The sequence below is a fragment of the Sphingomonas panacis genome (genome assembly GCF_001717955.1).
GTDB classification, from domain to species: domain Bacteria; phylum Pseudomonadota; class Alphaproteobacteria; order Sphingomonadales; family Sphingomonadaceae; genus Sphingomonas; species Sphingomonas panacis.
Map to the genome: position 1 here is coordinate 723,793 of NZ_CP014168.1, position 17,665 is coordinate 741,457.

At 66.5% G+C, this 17,665-nt stretch carries 17 protein-coding genes; 8 read left to right on the forward strand and 9 right to left on the reverse strand.

Features of this window, described 5'->3' with window-relative positions; all coding sequences use genetic code 11:
* Positions 1-49: 49 nt before the first annotated feature.
* Complete coding sequence (locus J0A91_RS03315) at positions 50-622, reverse strand: HdeD family acid-resistance protein (RefSeq protein WP_069203724.1); 573 nt, start codon at positions 620-622, stop codon at positions 50-52.
* A 170-nt stretch (positions 623-792) separates the two neighbouring features.
* Here J0A91_RS03315 and J0A91_RS03320 point away from each other — a divergent pair, with 170 nt between their 5' ends.
* Positions 793-2,412, forward strand: coding sequence for an oleate hydratase (locus J0A91_RS03320; RefSeq protein ID WP_069203725.1), 1,620 nt, complete (start codon positions 793-795; stop codon positions 2,410-2,412).
* Positions 2,413-2,707: 295 nt separating this feature from the next.
* Here J0A91_RS03320 and J0A91_RS03325 read toward each other — a convergent pair whose 3' ends face one another.
* The 5 genes from J0A91_RS03325 to J0A91_RS03345 form a co-directional block, all read right to left on the reverse strand.
* Entirely contained in the window at positions 2,708-2,920 is a 213-nt protein-coding gene (locus tag J0A91_RS03325) for a hypothetical protein (protein WP_150126808.1), read from the reverse strand.
* Between the two features lie 244 nt (positions 2,921-3,164).
* Positions 3,165-4,712, reverse strand: a complete 1,548-nt coding sequence (locus J0A91_RS03330) for a bifunctional aminoglycoside phosphotransferase/ATP-binding protein (RefSeq protein WP_069203726.1) — start codon at positions 4,710-4,712, stop codon at positions 3,165-3,167.
* A 3-nt stretch (positions 4,713-4,715) separates the two neighbouring features.
* A complete protein-coding gene (locus J0A91_RS03335; RefSeq protein WP_083224476.1) occupies positions 4,716-5,195 on the reverse strand; it encodes an Hsp20/alpha crystallin family protein in 480 nt (159 codons plus the stop codon).
* A gap of 35 nt (positions 5,196-5,230) precedes the next feature.
* Positions 5,231-5,461: a hypothetical protein gene (locus tag J0A91_RS03340; RefSeq protein WP_069203727.1), complete on the reverse strand. Its 231-nt coding sequence runs from the start codon at positions 5,459-5,461 to the stop codon at positions 5,231-5,233.
* A 70-nt stretch (positions 5,462-5,531) separates the two neighbouring features.
* The gene (locus J0A91_RS03345; protein ID WP_069206990.1) at positions 5,532-6,518 is read right to left on the reverse strand and encodes a zinc-dependent alcohol dehydrogenase family protein; all 987 of its coding nucleotides are present in this window, start codon (positions 6,516-6,518) and stop codon (positions 5,532-5,534) included.
* A 231-nt stretch (positions 6,519-6,749) separates the two neighbouring features.
* On the opposite strand from J0A91_RS03345, the gene J0A91_RS03350 reads away from it, so the two are divergent.
* The 5 genes from J0A91_RS03350 (at position 6,750) to J0A91_RS03370 (ending at position 10,809) form a co-directional block, all read left to right on the forward strand.
* Positions 6,750-7,787 carry a zinc-dependent alcohol dehydrogenase family protein gene (locus J0A91_RS03350; RefSeq protein WP_069206991.1) on the forward strand — a complete coding sequence of 346 codons (1,038 nt, stop codon included), beginning with the start codon at positions 6,750-6,752 and terminating at the stop codon, positions 7,785-7,787.
* 67 nt (positions 7,788-7,854) lie between these two features.
* Positions 7,855-8,589, forward strand: coding sequence for an acetoacetyl-CoA reductase (gene phbB, locus J0A91_RS03355; protein ID WP_069203728.1), 735 nt, complete (start codon positions 7,855-7,857; stop codon positions 8,587-8,589).
* An 82-nt stretch (positions 8,590-8,671) separates the two neighbouring features.
* Positions 8,672-9,262 (forward strand): histidine kinase, encoded by a 591-nt coding sequence (locus J0A91_RS03360; RefSeq protein ID WP_150126809.1) that lies wholly within the window; start codon positions 8,672-8,674, stop codon positions 9,260-9,262.
* On the forward strand, positions 9,231-9,887 hold the full coding sequence (locus J0A91_RS03365; protein ID WP_069203730.1) for a BON domain-containing protein: 657 nt from the start codon (positions 9,231-9,233) through the stop codon (positions 9,885-9,887). The genes J0A91_RS03360 and J0A91_RS03365 overlap by 32 nt, the downstream gene beginning before the upstream one ends.
* A 124-nt stretch (positions 9,888-10,011) precedes the next feature.
* Positions 10,012-10,809 (forward strand): universal stress protein, encoded by a 798-nt coding sequence (locus J0A91_RS03370; RefSeq protein WP_069203731.1) that lies wholly within the window; start codon positions 10,012-10,014, stop codon positions 10,807-10,809.
* A 37-nt stretch (positions 10,810-10,846) separates the two neighbouring features.
* Here J0A91_RS03370 and mgtA read toward each other — a convergent pair whose 3' ends face one another.
* Positions 10,847-13,360 carry a magnesium-translocating P-type ATPase gene (gene mgtA / locus J0A91_RS03375; RefSeq protein WP_069203732.1) on the reverse strand — a complete coding sequence of 838 codons (2,514 nt, stop codon included), beginning with the start codon at positions 13,358-13,360 and terminating at the stop codon, positions 10,847-10,849.
* A complete protein-coding gene (locus tag J0A91_RS03380; RefSeq protein ID WP_169833071.1) occupies positions 13,357-14,028 on the reverse strand; it encodes a Bax inhibitor-1/YccA family protein in 672 nt (223 codons plus the stop codon). Before J0A91_RS03380 ends, mgtA begins: the two co-directional genes overlap by 4 nt.
* 182 nt (positions 14,029-14,210) lie before the next feature.
* Between J0A91_RS03380 and J0A91_RS03385 the strand changes: the two genes are divergently transcribed.
* Together J0A91_RS03385 and J0A91_RS03390 are read left to right on the forward strand one after the other, a co-directional pair.
* Complete coding sequence (locus J0A91_RS03385) at positions 14,211-15,992, forward strand: PHA/PHB synthase family protein (RefSeq protein ID WP_240502185.1); 1,782 nt, start codon at positions 14,211-14,213, stop codon at positions 15,990-15,992.
* Positions 15,976-16,980, forward strand: coding sequence for a lysylphosphatidylglycerol synthase transmembrane domain-containing protein (locus J0A91_RS03390; RefSeq protein ID WP_069203734.1), 1,005 nt, complete (start codon positions 15,976-15,978; stop codon positions 16,978-16,980). The genes J0A91_RS03385 and J0A91_RS03390 overlap by 17 nt, the downstream gene beginning before the upstream one ends.
* Positions 16,981-17,005: 25 nt before the next feature.
* On the opposite strand, the gene J0A91_RS03395 is transcribed toward J0A91_RS03390, so the two are convergent.
* Complete coding sequence (locus J0A91_RS03395) at positions 17,006-17,656, reverse strand: NAD(P)H-dependent oxidoreductase (protein ID WP_069203735.1); 651 nt, start codon at positions 17,654-17,656, stop codon at positions 17,006-17,008.
* Between the last annotated feature and the right edge of the window lie 9 nt (positions 17,657-17,665).

A 17,665-nucleotide genomic window follows, 5' to 3' on the forward strand; every position in this document is an offset into this window, starting at 1 on the left:
ATCCCGGTATGAGAGGCGGTGGGGTTGGCTGGCGTCGAGGCCCGGCGCGTCACACCGTGCGCAGGATCTTGATCGAAAATCCCGCCGCAAGCAACGCAATGCCCTGGACGATGAGATCGACCGCCAGCACCATGCCCAGAATCCACAGCGCGTTGACCGGCCACTGGAAGCCGATGATCACCGCGGCAGCGATGCTGGCAAGCCCGGAGACCACGAGCCACCCCCGACCGATGGCGACGACGCTGATCCCAACCCAGAGCCGCAGCACGCCCGACGTCGCGAGGGACACGGCGAGAAGCAGCGTCAGCATCGCTGCCGCCAAAAGCGGATTGGAGAAAGCGACAAGGCCTGCCAGCAGATAGAGGATTCCACTCAGCAGCCACAGGCCGGCGCTCCCCCATTGGCGTGTGCCGAAAGCGTGGACGATCTGAAGCACGCCGCCAATCAGCATCATCGCCCCGACATAATAGATGGTCGCGACCGTCGCGAGAACCAAATTGGCGGAGGCGCACAGCCCGAGCAGCAGGAGTGCGAGGCCGAGCGCAAACAGCCAGCCCCGCGCGTTGCGAAGACCCAGCGGGTCGTTTCCAATGCCAAATCGGGATGTGGCGAACTGTGCCATGATATCTCTCCGTGCCGTTGCAGGCGTCACTGCCGCGGTCACGTGACGTAGACGGTGCCGGCGCGGGCAGCAGTCCGTAACTATACCGATTGGCGTTCATATGTCGTGCGCGCAGGGCATCCATCGCGCCTGGGCCGCACGAATGGCGATCAGGCGACGTCGGAGGAAACATGACAAGATCAGCAGCACACTGGCGTTCGATGAGCGACGGCGGTTCCGGAACGAAATTCTACCTGGTCGGCGGCGGTATCGCCTCGCTGGCGGCGGCGGCGTTCCTGATTCGCGATGGCGACGTTCCTGGCCACGACATCACCATCCTTGAGGAATCCGACCGGCTCGGTGGGAGCCTCGATGGCGCCGGCACGCCCGAACAGGGCTATGTTCTGCGCGGCGGCCGGATGCTCGAGAGCAAATATCTGTGCACCTATGATCTCTTCTCCTCGATTCCGACGCTCGACGAGAGCCGCACGGTCACGCAGGAAATCTTCGCGTGGAACGAGACGATGAAGACCTCGTCCAAATCCCGCCTGTTCCGCGATGGCCATCGCGACGATGCGCCCGCATTCGGATTGAGCGAACGGCAGATCCTGACGCTGGAACGGCTGGCGATCGAGCCCGAGGCCATGCTCGGACGGACCAGCATCGCCGAACAGTTCGATGCGTCCTTCTTCAAGACCGATTTCTGGCTGATGTGGTGCACCACCTTCGCCTTCCAGCCCTGGCACAGCGCGGTCGAGTTCAAACGCTATCTGGTGCGGTTTGCCCATATGGTTTCGGGCTTCAATTGTCTGCATGGCATCATGCGAACGGTCTACAACCAGTATGATTCGATGGTTCGCCCGCTCGACAAGTGGCTCAAGGCGCGCGGCGTCAAGTTCGAGCTGGGCGTGGAGGTCACCGATCTCGCCACGGGCGAAGGGCCAGAAGGCAAGCGTGTCGAGCGAATCCTATGCCGGCGCGGCGGCGTCGACGCCGAGATATTGCTTAAGGAAACCGACAAGGTGATCGTGACGCTCGGCTCGATGACCGAGGGGTCGAATCTCGGCGCCACCGACCGCGCAGCCACGCTCGGCACAAAGCGGGACGGCGGCGCCTGGACCTTGTGGGAGAAGCTCGCCGAGGGGCGCCCCGAATTCGGCAGCCCGGCGGTCTTCGCCGATCATGTCGATGAATCCAAATGGCTGTCGTTCACCACGACGCTGCACAGCCCGGACTTCTTCGATCTCGTCCGCGATCTCACCGGCAACGTGCCGGGCGAAGGCGGCCTGATCACCTTCCCGCAATCGAACTGGCTGGCGTCGATCGTGCTGCCGCACCAGCCCCATTTCATCGGCCAGCCCGAGGGCGTTCAGGTGCTGTGGGGCTATGGGCTGTTCATCGATACCCCCGGCAACTTCGTGCCCAAGCCGATGGCCCAGTGCAGCGGCCGGGAGATCATGACCGAGATCATCGGCCATCTCGGCGCCGCCACGCGGACCGACGCGCTGCTCGCGACCGCAAACTGCATTCCCTGCATGATGCCGTTCATCACCAGCCAGTTCCTGCGCCGCGACCATGGCGACCGCCCGCAGGTGATTCCCGCAGGCTGGACCAATCTCGCCTTCACCGGCCAATATTGCGAACAGCCGGACGATGTGGTGTTCACCGTCGAATATTCGGTGCGCTCCGCGCAGACCGCCGCCTATCGCCTGCTCGGCCTCGACCGCGCGCCGCCGGCCGTCTTCAAGGGGCAATATGATCCGCGCGTGCTCTATCAGGCGTTTCGCGCGCTGCACGACATGGACGCCTGACACCTGACCGGAAGCGGCGGCGACGAGATCGCCGCCGCTTCCGGCCGGTACGGAGTGTGCGAGGACAGCAGATGTGGAGCGGTCGGCACACCCGGAAAGCGCATCGCGGCGGGCGTCGACTCCTGCAGATACGGGGATTGGGGACAATCGCCGGGGCGGCACGCCTTTCGGAACGTCGATGCCGCCGTTCAAGACGATGCTATCGCCAGAGGATGTCTGGGCCGTGCCCGCCTTTTCTGGCGGGCCTCTTAGTCGCCTGCCGCGCGGAACTTGGCGGGCATGACGGGCCGCGCGGTTAGGCGGCGAACCGACCGGCGAGATCGTTGGCATCCCGCCGCGCATCGGCGCTGGCCGATTCGGGCCGGTCTTGCTCGATCTGAGGATCGACCCCGTCTTTCGCTCTCATGCGGCGTTCCAGCAGGGTATCTTCGATGTTGACGAGCACCATCATGCATAAGAAAGTACCCATGGCGACGATCACCAAAAACAGGAAATACCTCTCAGCCATGACACCACCTTTCAAGATCTAGACAGGAATGTTGAAATGTTATGGGATCATCCCGTAAGCGGAGAATGCTTCGAGGATTATGATCGCAACAAGCAGCACCGTGGCGACTTGAAGCCTCAGCTTTGCGTCTGCCGCTGAGACCACGTCCGATCCATATATTTTCGTCAACATCCTCGCATCCCCGTCTTCTATTACGAGGGCGAAAGTGCGCCAACATTCGGTCGGCGCGTATTGGTAAAGCTACTTAGGGTGCGCGCAGGTGACGCTCCAAAGCGCGGTGCAACGACGGTAAATCCTGCCCGGCCGCCAGTACGATCCAGCCGCCGCTAACGACCGGAAGGGTGCTCTGCCGCCGCGCGACATCGCCGTTCGCGTCCGATGCGTCCGGTCCGCGCGCTTCGATACGCCGCACGCGCTCCGCCTCCGGCACGTCCAGCCAGAAGCCGTGAAAGCCAACGCCACACAGCGCCGCCACGTCAGCGATGGCCTCTCTTTCCGCTGGGTCCGAAAACACCGCGTCAACGATCACCGACTGGCCCGCGCCAAGCGCCTCGCCCGCAAGCCGCCTCAGCTCGGCATAGACCAGCCGACTGGACTCCTCGGTATATTGTGCCGGGTCGAGCCGCTGTTCGGGGCCGACTCCGGCGAGCCGCTTGCGCACGACATCACTGCGCAACACCCGCGCGCCGGGCGCGACGCCGATCTCCCCGCCAACGGAGCGGGCGAGCGTCGATTTGCCCGATCCCGAAAGGCCACCGATCGCCACGAGCCGCGGTGGCACCGCGACGAGCATATCCCGCGCGAGCGCGAGGTAGCGCCGGGCTTGGTCGAAATCGTCCGCCGCGCCGGTACGCGCCGCCTGCGCCGCGAGCACGTGCGCGCGGATCGAGGCGCGGACGCTCATGTAGAACGGCACCAGCGCAATCCCGCTTTCATCGGCAGCCGACAGATCGAGATAGCGATTGGCGACGATGCCCGCCTCGCGGCGCAAACCCCGCGCCCAGAAATCCATCAACAGGAAAGCGAGGTCGTACAGGACATCGATGGTCGCCAGTTCGGCATCGAATTCGAGGCAATCAAACGGTGTCGGCACGCCATCGAGCAGGACGATGTTGGCGAGGTGGAGGTCGCCGTGGCAATGCCTGATCCGGCCGGCCCGCGCGCGGGCGTCGAGCAATCGGCTGTGCCGTGCGATCCATGCCTTGAGCCGGTCGGTGAGCGCAGTCGCTGTCTGCGGATCGAGCGTGTCCGGATATTCGGCCATGCTGGCCGTATTGCCGTCGACCACCCTGCGGATACGCTCGGCGCCGTCCTGCCCCGGGGCGATCCCGGCGGTGGCGTGGAAGGCGACCACCGCATCGGCGAGCCGCATCAGCAACGCGTCGTCAAGCGTCATCCTGCCGACCATTTTCGCCAGCAACGCCTCGTCGGGGAAGCGACGCATTTCGAGCAGCCAGTCGATAGCCGCGCCGCGCCCGTCGAGCGCCAGCGTGCCGTCCTTCTCGACGGTTATGGAATGCAGGTTCAGATACAGGCTCGGCGCTGTTCGGCGATTGAGGTGGAGTTCCGCGTCCAGCGCGGCGCGGCGGCGCTCCGGCGTCGTGAAATCGAGATAGCCGAACGCCACCGCGCGCTTGAGCTTCCACGCGCGATCACCCGACAAATAGATCGTCGCGGCATGGGTTTCGACGATCTCCACGCGCGCGGTGGCCCCGAACGGGCCACCGCGCGCGAGCCAGGCCGCGACATCGACATCGCGCGGGGACGCACATGCTGCCGATGTCGCCACCATGTCCTATGCCGCGATCGCGATCTTTCGTGATCGCGGCTGGGCGTTGCGATCCTTGGTGATGTCGACGGTCAGTACGCCGCTCTCGAACCTGGCCGTGATCCCCTCGGGATCGACGTCGCCCGGCAGTGATATCTCCCGGCGAAACGCGCCATATCGGCGTTCGCTGATCAGCCGCCCCGCATCCTTGTGCTCTTCCGCCGCGTGCTTTTCACCGGCGATGACGAGACGCCCCTCGGTCACCTCGACCGAAACGTCCTTGTCGGTCAGGCCGGGAAGCTCCGCCGTCAGCCGATAGACGTCGCCCGCATCGTTGAATTCGATCGCCGGCACCGGCACGGCCACGCGTTTCGCGATATCGAAGAAGGTTCGCCCCGGCTGGCCATTGTCGTCGAACAAACGGTCGAATTCACCGCGCAGCCAGCCGATCGGGCCGGTATCCGCGGGCAACGTCCGCGCGGCGGGGGTTTTGCTCATCTCGTTCATGGGAAGCTCTCCATTTGCGGTTGCGGCACGCAGGATCAGGCGAACAGGCTGGGCTCGGTATCGACCGCGATCGGCTCGGGCACGACCAGTTGCTCATGGCGATCGTGGGAGATCGTGTGATGGCAATGGGGCGGCCAGACGGCACCAACAGCCGCGTTCCACCATCCCGTGGCGACGATCATCGGCACCTCCCAGGCGCGCTCGCAAGCCGACCAAAGCAGCTCGGGAACGGGTTCATCGAACGGTGTCGTAGCCGGTTCGGTCATGGCTCGTCTCCTTCATCCTGGCATCAGCGGGATAGGATCGCGCGAAACCGCGATGAATCGGTGATGCTACTTAGGTGCCCGGCACCAGCACCGCCGCCCCCTCCAGCCGCCCGGCGCGCACGTCGTCGAGCGCATCGTTGGCATCTTCCAGCCGGTAGGTGGTCGTGACGGTATGCAGGCCAGATGCTTCGACGGCCTCGAAGAACGACGTACCGTCCTCCCGCGTCAGGTTCGCCACCGACACGATCTGCCGCTCCTCCCAGAGATCCGCATAGGGGAAGCTCGGGATATCACTCATGTGGATGCCCGCGCACACCACCCTGCCCCCTTTGCGAAGCACCTTGAGCGCAGCGGGTACGAGCGCGCCGACGGGGGCGAAGATCAACGCCGCATCGAGGAGATCGGGTGGCGCCTCGGTGGACGCACCGGCCCACACACAGCCGAGCGAGCGCGCGAACGCCTGGCCAGGTTCATCGCCGGGCGTGGTGAAGGCGTAGACCTGGCGCCCCTGCCAGCGCGCGACTTGCGCGAGGATATGGGCGGCGGCGCCGAACCCGAACAGTCCGATCCTGTCGCCCGCGCCGGCCAGCCGCAACGCGCGCCAGCCGATCAGCCCGGCGCACAGCAGCGGCGCCGCCGCGGCATCGGTGAAACGCTCCGGCAGCGCGAAACAATATTGCGCGTCAGCGAGCGCGTGGCTGGCGAACCCGCCGTCGCGCGTCGCGCCGGTGAAGAGTGGCGCGTCGCAGAGATTCTCGCGTCCCGTCCGGCAGTACGAACATTGCCCGCAGGTGTGCCCGAGCCAGGGAACCCCGACCCGCTGGCCGATCGCGAATGTGTCGACCCCCGCGCCAAGCGCCGCGACGCGGCCGACGATTTCATGGCCGGGAATGATCGGATACCGCGCGGCGACCTCGCCGTCCTGCACATGGAGGTCGGTCCGGCACACCCCGCATGCGGCGACTTCGACGAGGATTTCGCCCGGTCCCGCCGCCGGAAGCGCGCGCTCGACTCGCCGAAGGCGCGTGCCGGGCGCATCGAACTGCATCGCGATCATGCGCCCCATCCGGCATCACCCCCGCCCCGCACCAGAGCATCGCGGGATCGCATCGTCATCATCGGCTCGCTCCTTCCCACCCGATTGGCGGATCACGCGAGTCTGTAGGCCGATCACCCGCCGCCGCGCCGTCCGGGAATCTACGAATGGGCCGGGCGCGGTCCGGGCGTCATGAGCCGACCCGAGCGGTCGCCGACGTTCGGCGGCGGGGCGCGGAATGGAGACATGGCGATGAAAGCACTGGTCTATCACGGCCCTGGCAGCAAAAGCCTGGACGAACGCCCGATGCCGGTGCTCGCCGACCCCGGCGACGCGATCGTGCGGGTGACGCACACCACGATCTGCGGCACCGATCTGCACATCCTCAAAGGCGACGTGCCGACCTGCGCGCCGGGGCGCGTGCTCGGCCATGAGGGTGTCGGCATCGTCGAGGCGGTCGGCGCCGGCGTCGCCACGTTCAAGCCCGGCGATCACGTCCTCATCTCGTGCATCACGTCGTGCGGCAGGTGCGCGTTCTGCCGCAAGGGCATGTATTCGCACTGCACCTCGGGCGGCTGGATTCTCGGCAACACGATCGATGGCACGCAGGCGGACTATGTGCGCGTGCCGCATGCCGATACCAGCCTCTATCCCGTGCCGGCCGGTGCCGACGAGGAAGCGCTGGTGATGCTGAGCGACATCCTGCCGACCGGCTTCGAATGCGGTGTCCTGAACGGCCGGGTGCAACCGGGTTGCAGCGTCGCGATCGTCGGTGCGGGTCCGATCGGGCTCGCCGCCTTGCTGACCGCGCAATTCTACACGCCGGCCGAGATCGTGGTGATCGATCTCGACGCGCACCGGCTGGCGACCGCGCAACGGTTCGGCGCGACGCATGTCGTCAACAGCGCGCACGAAGACCCGGTGGCGGCGGTGCGGACCATCACGGGCGGTCTTGGCGCCGACACGGTGATCGAAGCGGTCGGCGTGCCAGCGACGTTCGAACTGTGTCAGGAACTGGTCGCGGCCGGCGGCGTCATCGCCAATGTCGGCGTACATGGCTGCAAGGTCGATCTGCACCTTGAAACCCTATGGGCACGCAACATCGCCATCACGACCCGGCTCGTCGATACCACCACGACCCCGATGCTGATGAAAACGGTGCTGGCGGGCAAACTCGCCCCGGATCACCTCATCACGCACCGCTTCACGCTCGACGACATACTCGACGCCTATGACACATTCGGGCGCGCGGCCGAGACCCAGGCGCTGAAAGTGCTGATCGCGACATAAGCCACATGGCTGCCGTCAGCGGGGCCGTGCGCAACATCCATCTTCGCGCCACACACAGGAGAAAACAATGGCGACACAACGACAGCGCGTCGCGCTGGTGACCGGCGGCACGACGGGTATCGGAGCCGCGACCTGCGCGGCGCTGGCCGCAGCCGGATACACCGTAGCGGCCAATTTCTGCGGCAATGCGGATCGCGCCCGCGACTTCACCAATCGAACCGGCGTCCCCACGTGGCAATGGTCGATCGCAGATCACGACGCCTGCCGCACCGGCGTTCGCACCGTCGAGGCGGCGCTCGGGCCGATCGACATCCTCGTCAACAACGCTGGTATCACGCGTGACGCCAGCCTCGCCAAGATGGCGCCGGAGGCTTGGCGGGATGTGATCGACACCAATCTTTCCGGCTGCTTCAACATGGCGCATGCCGTGTTCGCCGACATGCGCGCGCGCAAATGGGGTCGGATCGTCAGCATCTCCTCGATCAACGGCGAAACCGGACAATTCGGCCAGACCAACTACGCCGCCTCCAAAGCCGGCATCCTGGGGTTCACGCGCGCGCTCGCGCTCGAGGGGGCCCGGGACGGCGTCACGGTGAACGCGGTCGCGCCTGGCTACACCGACACCGATATGGTCCAGGCCGTACCGCCCGACGTCCTGGCTGGTATCGTCGCCCGCATCCCGGTCGGCCGGCTTGCCATGCCGGCGGAGATCGCCCGGTGCATCACGTTCCTCGTCGCCGAAGACTCCGGTTTCATCACCGGCGCGACGCTCGACGTGAACGGTGGCCAGCGCATGGGCTGACGCCCCGACACCTAAGGGAATCTGCGCATTGGAGAGCGCACATACCCTCTTAAAAAAGACCGCGATACCACGGGAGCGCGAGATGCAGACCGAACAGATCACGACACGCCAAATGCCGGCCTTCCGGTGGAACGAGGCGACACCCGCCCGTTTCGATCTGTTCGGGGCCAACGCGCCCACGCAGCGGGTCGCTCCACCGCAAGCAAGCACGATCGAGATCGGACGGCAGTTCGCCACGCTCGCTCCGGTACTGGACCGGCTCGCGGGGGCACGCACGAAGGTCACCCTGGAGGCTGGCGACCAGGCCCTACAGGTGCGGGTCGTTCCGACAGATTTCGATGCGGCGATGCGAGACCTCGTGGCGCAGGCCTGCGCGGCGGGCGCGGACGCTATCGTCATACGGGCGCGCCGGGTGGGCCAGCGCATCTGGCTTCTGGTGGCCGACACTGGCGGCGCGACGCCCCGGTCCGAGCTCACCCGCACACGCGCCTTCGTCCACGCCGCGCATGGCCGGCTGCGGATTCACAGCAGGCCTCAGCGTGGCACCGCGATTTCCGTGATCTTGCCGGCGGTTCTCACTCTCGCCGCCTGCGAGCCCGGCGCCCGGATCGGGCGCCTCACCTCGAAGAAGGAGAAGAGCAATGCGAAAGACCGACAGCCAGTTGCAGCATGACGTCATCGCTGAACTCGAATGGGAACCCCGTGTCGACCATGCCGACATCGGCGTGGCGGTCAACGACGGCGTCGTCACCTTGTCGGGCTACGTGAAGACCTATCCCGAAAAGTTCGCTGCCGAAGAGGCGGCGCGCCGCGTGGCCGGGGTCCGGGCGATCGCGGAAGAGATCAAGGTCCGTCTCGCCTCCGAACCGAAGACCGCCGATCATGAGATCGCCAAACGCGTCGTCGATCTGTTCGCGTGGAACGTGTCGATCCCCGATAAGCGTTTGAGCGTGAAGGTCGAACGTGGCTGGGTGACGCTGTCCGGAACGGTCGACAAACACTATCAAAGCGAGGAAGCGCGCAGGGCGGCGGGCCGCGTGTCCGGGGTTCTCGGCGTGGTCAACCTCATCACCGTCAAGCAATTGCCGGTGCCCGCCGACATCAAGGACCGCATCATGGCCGCGTTCAAACGGCAGGCCAACCTGGACGCCACCACGGTGTCGGTCGCGACCGAGGGCGGCAAGGTCAAACTGAGCGGCAAGGTCAGGGCATGGAGCGAGCGCGGTCTGGCCGAGCAGGCGGCATGGGCCGCGCCCGGCGTCACCGCGGTCCAGGACGACATCGTCGTCGCTTTCTGACGCCACCGCGAATTCCCTCAAGCGGCCGTCCGTCCCGGGCGGCCGCTTTCGTATCCGTATCATCCCGAATATCGGCGCCCCCGTCGGCTTTCCTATCGTCATCGCCGGAACATTGGAGGTGGCTATGAAGAACATTCTCTTGCTGGTGCATGACGACAGCGGACAGGAGGCGCGCCTGCAGGCGGCGCTCGACGTCACCCGGGCGTTCGAGGGGCATCTGTCCTGCGTCGACGTGTCGGTACTCCCTGTCCTCGTCGGCGATTATTACGGCGGTGCCGAAGCGGAAGCGATCCTCTTCGCCGACGAATGCGAGCGCGAAACTCATAACAAGGCCGCGCTCGAAGCCCGGCTGGCGAATGAGGACGTGCCCTGGGACTGGTGCGATTCCACCGGGTCGATCGGAAAATGTCTGCAGGACAAAGCGACGCTCGCCGATCTCATCGTGCTCAACCGCAAGTTGGACGTCGCCGGCCCCGACATGCGCGACATCGTGAGCGATCTCGTCATGCACGCGCGCGCGCCCATCCTCGCGGTTCCCGAAACGCTCAAGAGCATGCGCCTCGACCGTGCGCTCGTCGCCTGGGATGGCCGGGGGTCCGCGGCCGCGACCATGCGTGCCTGCCTGCCGCTGCTGAAGCGCGCGAAGGATGTCGAGATCTTCATGGCCCGAAGCGGCGGCGAAGGCGTCGAGCCGACGGAAGCGGCCGAATATCTGTCGCGCCACGATGTCCACGCCACGGTCCGCGTCGTCGATGAACGGCATCACGCGCCGGACCAGCTTATCGAGGACGAAGCCACGCGCTGGCATGCCGACTATGTGCTGATGGGCGCCTATGGGCACGGCAGGCTGCGGGAAACGTTCGGCGGCGTGACCAAACGCATGCTGTCCAACAGCACGCTTCCCCTGATTCTGGGCCACTGAAACGTGACATCTTCGGCCCCCGCACGCGGTGCGGGGGTCACCCCCGCTCGGGGATCGCGGCCCGCTTGAGCGCCTCGGCACTGACGAGATACAGCGCGACGAGTCCGGCCAGCGTCGCCATCACCGCGAGGCTCGGCGCGGCGAACCCAAGCGTCGCGGCGATCGGCAGGAACGGCAACGCCAGCGCCACGGCGAGACACGCCAACGTGGTCATCACCAAACCGGGATGGGCACGGTCCTTCCAGAACGGCGCGGCCGTCCGGATCACGAACACGACGAGGATCTGCGTCGCCATCGATTCGGCGAACCACGCCGCGCGAAACGTCGCGACATCGACGTGGAAGACACGTTCGAGCGCGACGAACGTGGCGATATCGAACACCGATGACAGCGGCCCCATAATCAAGGTGAAGCGCACCAGCGCGGGCATGTCCCATCCGCGCGGCGCGGCGACGTCACGCGCATCGGCCCGGTCGAACGGAATGCCGGTTTGCGACAGATCGTACAGCATGTTGTTGAGCAGCACCTGAACCGCCGTCAGCGGCAGGAACGGCAGCACCAGCGACGCGAGCGCCATCGTCAGCATGTTCCCGAAGTTCGAACTCGTCCCCATGCGGATGTATTTCATGATGTTCGCATAGGTGCGCCGCCCCTCGCGGACCCCATCGACCAGCACGTTGAGATCGGGCGCGAGCAGGATCATGTCGGCGGCCTCGCGCGCCACATCAGTCGCGCCGTCGACCGACAGTCCGACATCCGCGGCGCGGATCGCGGGTGCGTCGTTGATCCCGTCGCCGAGGAAGCCGACCGTCCGCCCGCGCGCCTGGAGCGCACGCACGATGCGGAGCTTCTGGTCTGGGCTGACGCGCGCGAACAGATCGACCTGCTCAACGCGCGCCGCAAGCGCGTCATCGCCGAGCCGCGCGACGTCCTCGCCGGTGAGCACCCCCTCGATCGGCAACGCGAGCGTCTTGACGAGATGCTCGACGACCGCTGCCGCATCGCCCGAGATCACCTTGATCCGCACGCCGGCGGCTTCGAGCCGCGCGACGGCGGTGGTCGCGCTTTGCTTGGGCGGATCGATGAAGACGCATAGCCCGGCGAAGACGAGACCGGCATCGTCGTCGGTCTCGATTCGCGTCCGGCTGCCGGCGTCCTTCCAGGCGACCGCGAGCATACGCAGGCCCTGCGCCGCATGGCCATCGTGGAGCGCCATGATCTGCTCGCGCAGTACGGCATCCAACGGTATAAGCGTCCCGTCGGCAGCCTCGGCGCGGTCGCACAAAGCGAGCAGCGTCTCGGGCGCCCCCTTGACGATTTCGAGGCGACGCCCGTCTTGCTCGGCGAGCACGGACACCCGCCGCCGCTCGAAATCGAAGGGGCGTTCGTCGAGCTTGATCCAGCCATCGAGCGCACGCCCGGCGCCATGCAGAAGGAGCGCTTCGTCGAGCGGGCTCTTGAGTCCGGTCTCGAACCGCGCGTTGACCGCGGCAAGCTCGGCGACGCGGTCGCTGTCATGGCCGTCGATGCCGGGATGGGCGATCATCGCGATCCGTGCCTCGGTGAGCGTGCCGGTCTTGTCGGTGCACAGCACGTCCATCTGGCCGAGATCGTGAATCGCGGACAGCCGCTTCACCACCACTTTCGCCGCCGCCATGCGCTGCGCGCCGCGTGCGAGCGCGACGGTCACGATCATCGGCAGCAGCTCGGGCGTCAGCCCGACCGCGAGCGCCATCGCGAACAGAAACGCCTGGAGCGGTGGCCGGCCGAGCGCCAGGTGCGCGAGCAGCACGAACAGCACGAGGAACACCGTAAGCCGGACGATCAGCACGCCAAGCTTGTGAATCCCGCGCTCGAACGCGGTGGGCGGCTGGCTCGCCTCCAGCGAGACCGCGATCTGGCCGAACCGGGTCCGCGCGCCGGTTTCGACGACGAGCATCGTCGCCGCGCCGCCGATCATCGAACTGCCCTGGAGGAGAAGATTGGCCGCGTCGCCGACGGCGTCACCGGGTTTGCCGTCTGCGCGCTTTTCGACCGGATATGCTTCGCCGGTCAAAGCGGCCTGATTGACCTGCGCGGCATTGGCGGCAATCACCAGTCCGTCGGCGGGCACCAGATCGCCGGCGGCAAGCAGCACGACATCGCCCGGCACAAGGTCGCTCACCGGCCGCTCGTCCTCGTTCCCGTCTCGGATGACCCTGGCGGTCAGCGCGATCGAACGCTTGAGCGCCGCCGCCGTCGCCTCCGCGCGGCGCTCCTGAACGATGTCGAGGATCGTCGACAGCAGCACCATCGAGACGATGATGACGAAGCTGGCCACATCGCCGGTCAGTCCGGCAACGCCGGACGCCACCAGCAGGATCGCGATCAGCGGATTGGCGAGCCGACGGCCGAGATCGACGAGCAGGTGGCGTCGGCGTGTGGCCTGGACTTCGTTCGAGCCGACTTCGGAACGGCGGCGCGTGGCGTCATCGGTGCTCAGCCCTTTGCCGTCGGTCTGGAGCGCGTCGAGCGTCTCGGCGAGTGGCCGTTGCCAGAAGTCCGCGATCACCGCCGACGCCCGCTCAGCCGCAGCAGCGAGACGAACAGGTTCAGGAAATCGAGATAGAGGGTGAGCGCGCCCAGCACGGCGACGCTGCCATCGGCGCTCGGCTGGGTGTCCAGATAAAGCCGCTTCAAACGCTGCGTATCATAGGCGGTCAGCCCGGCGAAGAGCAACACCCCGAGCGCCGCCAGCACGAGATCGAGTCCGGTCGAACGCAGGAGCAGATTGGCGAGCAAGGCGACGAGCAGGCCGACCAGCCCGACCGTCAGGAAGCTGCCAAGCCCGGATAGATCGCGCCCGGCCCGGCCACCCACCAGCGCGAGCGCCGCGAAGCCGGCGGCAGCCGCGCCAAAGCTGGTGAGCACGGCCGCATCGGAGATGCCGAGCAGCATCGTGCCGAGGGACAGCCCGACGAGCGTCGCATAGACGAAGAGAAGCAGACGCGCGGCAGGGCCGGAGAGCCGCTCGACGCCCGCTCCGAGAATGATGACGAGGGCGAGCGGCGCCAGCAGCACGATCCACCCCGCGACAGTCATGCCATCCGGCCCGACCAACGCCGATTGCAGGATCGCATTGCGCTCGACCAGCAACGCCGCGGCGGCGGAGACCGCGACACTGCCGGCCATCTGCACGAACACGGCGGTCAGAAAGCCGTGCAGGCTGTCTTCGCGCATCGCGCCTCGCCCGGTCGCTCCAATCGGATATCGATTCATCGCTCGCATCCTCATCGTCATGATGGTGGCTCGTGAACCGGGCCGCACCGCGACCGAATCCGGTAAGCTACGTAGCTCTCCCAAGTTCGCGCGAACCGCCCGCCCGGTAGGCACCGGATCGACGACCTGCGGAGTGGCCGGCAATGGCAATCAAGAATGTGGACATGTACGGCAGTAGCGGCCCGGCGAGCGAAGATCCGCTCGACGGCGTCGCCGACGTTATCGACCGCGCGACCGGCGCCGCGCTGGCGCGGCTGACGGGGGGCCTGTCCCCGGCGTCGCTCGGCGCGGCGTTTCTCGACTGGCTCACCCATCTCGCGATCTCGCCGGGCCGACAGCTTCAGCTTGCCGCGAAGGCCGAGCGCCAGATGCTGCGTTTCCTCGATCATGCGTGCAACGTCGCCATCGCATCTGCACCGGTCAAGGCGGCGATCGATCCGCTACCGCAGGATCGACGCTTCACCGACCCGGACTGGCAGGCATGGCCGTTCAACCTGATCGAACAGGGGTTTCTGCTCGGCCAGCAATGGTGCGACCGGAGCGCCAGCGCCGTCGGCGGTGTGACGCCACGCCACGAGGATATGGTGCGCTTCACCATGCGCCAACTGCTCGACGTGATGGCACCGTCGAACTTCATCGCCACCAATCCGGTGGTGCAGCGGCGCATCGCGGCGACGGGCGGCCAGTGCCTGATCGACGGCGCCGCCAATTTCGTCGAGGATCTCCGCCGCACATGGTCCTACGACCGGCCGGCCGGTGCCGACGCCTACCGGCCGGGGGTGGAGGTCGCGGTCACGCCCGGCGAGGTCGTCTACCGCAACCATCTGATCGAACTGATCCAGTATAGCCCGACGACCGCGACGGTCCGGCCGGAGCCGATCCTGATCGTCCCGGCCTGGATCATGAAATATTATATTCTCGATCTCAGCCCGGAGAATTCGCTGGTGCGCTGGCTGGTCGGGCAAGGCTTCACCGTGTTCATGATCAGTTGGCGCAATCCCGGCCGCGAAGACCGCGACATCGGCTTCGACGACTATCGCCGACTTGGCGTGATGAAAGCGCTCGACGCCGTCACGGCGATCACCGGCCACGACACCGTTCATGCCGCCGGCTACTGTCTTGGCGGCACCTTGCTCGCGATCACCGCGGCGACGATGGCGCGCGATGGCGACGCGCGGCTCGCCACGATGACCCTGTTCGCCGCGCAAACGGAGTTCAGCGAACCGGGCGAGCTCGGGCTGTTCATCGACGCCGCGCAAGTGCATTTCCTCGAGAACATGATGTGGGCACAAGGCTATCTCGACAGCCGCCAGATGGGCGGCGCCTTCCAGATGCTGCGATCGAACGATCTGCTCTGGTCGCGCGTCATCCACGGCTATCTGATGGGCGAGCCCGTGCCGATGAACGATCTGATGGCGTGGAACGCCGACGGAACCAGACTTCCGCAGGCGATGCACAGCCAATATCTGCGACAGCTCTTTCTCGACGATGATCTCGCCGAGGGCCGTTACCGGGTCGATGGCAAGACGATCGCGCTGGGCGACATCCGCGTGCCGATCTTCGCGGTGGGAACCGAATGGGATCATGTCGCGCCGTGGCGGTCGGTGTTCAAGATCCACCTGCTGACTGATACCGAGGTGACGTTCCTGCTCACCAGCGGCGGCCACAATGCCGGCATCGTCTCGGAACCCGGACACCCGGGGCGGCATTTCCGCATCATGACGCATCCGGCGACGCGCGGGCATCTCGATCCCGAAGAGTGGCAGGCGTCGGCGCGCGAGCAGGACGGCAGTTGGTGGCCGGCCTGGGCCGCATGGCTCGACGAGCGCTCAGGCCAGCCCGCCCCGCCGCCGGGCGTGGGAAAGGCGGAGGCGGGCTACGCGCCGCTCGGGCCTGCACCCGGCGGCTATGTCCTCTCGCGCTGACACGGTTCCCGCCAAAGGTATGGGCTGGCGCCGCTGGTTCTTCGGGCTGGTCCTGGCCGGCGCGCTCGTCGGCGCGGTGCTGCACTGGGGCGAGATCGAACGCTTCGGCGACCTGCTGAAGCGGGTCGAGCCGGCCTGGCTGCTGGCCGCGATCCTGTTTCAGATCTCGACCTATGCGAGCGTCGCGGCCGGCTGGTCGGCGGTGTTGCGACGCGCTGGAACACCCCGGCCGCTGCGCCGGCTGATGCGGATCGCGGTGACCAAACTCTTCGCCGATCAGGCGCTGCCGAGTGCGGGCATGGGCGGCAACGTTCTGCTGGTCGATCAGCTTCGCGCGATCGGCGTGGCGCGCGGAACGGCGATCGCCGCGCTGCTCGTCTCGATGATCGGCTATTACGCCGCGTATGCGCTGTTCGCGCTGGCGATGCTGGTGCTGCTGTGGCTGCACGATCGCGCCACGCCGTTGATGGCAGGTCTGGTAACGATGTTCCTGCTCGTCGCGATCGCGATTCCCGGCCTCGCATTATGGTTGCGCCACCGCGGCAGCGCGCCGCTCCCGCCGCGACTTGAACGCATCGCCGTGGTGCGCTCGCTGCTCGATACCGTCGCGGCGGCACCGGGCGACCTGTTGCGCGACCGCGCGCTGCTGGCGCGTGTGGCCGGCTTCAACGCGCTGATCTTCGTCGCAGACGCGGCGACACTCTATGCCTGCCTGCGCGGCCTGGGCGCGACCGTGCCGTTCGGCACCGCCTTCATCGCGCTGATCATGGCCTCGATCGTCGTCACGCTGGGGCCCGTGCCGCTCGGCCTCGGCAGCTTCGAGGCGACCTGCATCGGGACGCTGCGCCTGCTCGGCATACCCTTCGAAACCGCGGTCGCGGCGACCATCGTGCTGCGCGTGTTGACCTTGTGGTTGCCGCTGATACCCGGAATGGCGTTGATCCGGTCAGCCGTTCGGCCGCACGCCGCGAAACATCATCACGGCTGACGCCCCGCGTCTTCGTTCGGTCTAGTCATTCCATCCCGACACCCGCCGGCGCTTCGCCAAGCTCGCGGATCACCTTGTCGGCTTCGAGACGCACATCGTTGAGACACAGGCGCACGAAGCGCGCATCCATGCCCGGGGCGATCTGCTCGAAATGGACGTGACGCGCCGTCCTCAGCCCGAAGGCGTGTTTGATGTAATGGTCGAAACAGCTCCGCAGCCCCTCGACCTGCCCCTGCAGGCTCAGCCAGACTTCGCGCATGGCCGAGGACGTGAAGCTGACCATCACCTTGCCGGTCAGCACGCTTTTCGCCGCCCCGGCCTGTACGTCCTGCACTGTCGCGCCCGAACCCAGCACACGCTCGACATAGCCTTTGAGCATCGCCGGCGGTGTCCCGAACCAGATTGGATAGACCAAGACGAATGCGACGGCGTCCTCAAGGATCGCGAGTTCGTCCGCCACGTCGGGGAACAGACGGAATGTCGGCCCCGGCCGTTCCTCGCCCTTGAGGACGGGGTGAAAGCCCATCGCATACAAGTCTCGCAGGATCGCCCGGTGCCCTTTGGCGCGCACGGCATCGCAATATGCGTGGGCGACCGACGCGTTGAAACTGCTGTCATCGGGATGGCAGAGAATGACGACGTGCAGCGGAGCTGCCTTGGGATCGGTATGTGTCATTCCTGCCTC

Coding starts and splice junctions, on each gene's coding strand:
- J0A91_RS03315 (WP_069203724.1), bottom strand. CDS start 622: ATGGCACAGTTCGCCACATCCCGATTTGGCATTGGAAACGACCCGCTG.
- J0A91_RS03320 (WP_069203725.1), top strand. CDS start 793: ATGACAAGATCAGCAGCACACTGGCGTTCGATGAGCGACGGCGGTTCC.
- J0A91_RS03325 (WP_150126808.1), bottom strand. CDS start 2,920: ATGGCTGAGAGGTATTTCCTGTTTTTGGTGATCGTCGCCATGGGTACT.
- J0A91_RS03330 (WP_069203726.1), bottom strand. CDS start 4,712: ATGGTGGCGACATCGGCAGCATGTGCGTCCCCGCGCGATGTCGATGTC.
- J0A91_RS03335 (WP_083224476.1), bottom strand. CDS start 5,195: ATGAACGAGATGAGCAAAACCCCCGCCGCGCGGACGTTGCCCGCGGAT.
- J0A91_RS03340 (WP_069203727.1), bottom strand. CDS start 5,461: ATGACCGAACCGGCTACGACACCGTTCGATGAACCCGTTCCCGAGCTG.
- J0A91_RS03345 (WP_069206990.1), bottom strand. CDS start 6,518: ATGATCGCGATGCAGTTCGATGCGCCCGGCACGCGCCTTCGGCGAGTC.
- J0A91_RS03350 (WP_069206991.1), top strand. CDS start 6,750: ATGAAAGCACTGGTCTATCACGGCCCTGGCAGCAAAAGCCTGGACGAA.
- phbB (WP_069203728.1), top strand. CDS start 7,855: ATGGCGACACAACGACAGCGCGTCGCGCTGGTGACCGGCGGCACGACG.
- J0A91_RS03360 (WP_150126809.1), top strand. CDS start 8,672: ATGCAGACCGAACAGATCACGACACGCCAAATGCCGGCCTTCCGGTGG.
- J0A91_RS03365 (WP_069203730.1), top strand. CDS start 9,231: ATGCGAAAGACCGACAGCCAGTTGCAGCATGACGTCATCGCTGAACTC.
- J0A91_RS03370 (WP_069203731.1), top strand. CDS start 10,012: ATGAAGAACATTCTCTTGCTGGTGCATGACGACAGCGGACAGGAGGCG.
- J0A91_RS03380 (WP_169833071.1), bottom strand. CDS start 14,028: ATGCGCGAAGACAGCCTGCACGGCTTTCTGACCGCCGTGTTCGTGCAG.
- J0A91_RS03385 (WP_240502185.1), top strand. CDS start 14,211: ATGGCAATCAAGAATGTGGACATGTACGGCAGTAGCGGCCCGGCGAGC.
- J0A91_RS03390 (WP_069203734.1), top strand. CDS start 15,976: ATGTCCTCTCGCGCTGACACGGTTCCCGCCAAAGGTATGGGCTGGCGC.
- J0A91_RS03395 (WP_069203735.1), bottom strand. CDS start 17,656: ATGACACATACCGATCCCAAGGCAGCTCCGCTGCACGTCGTCATTCTC.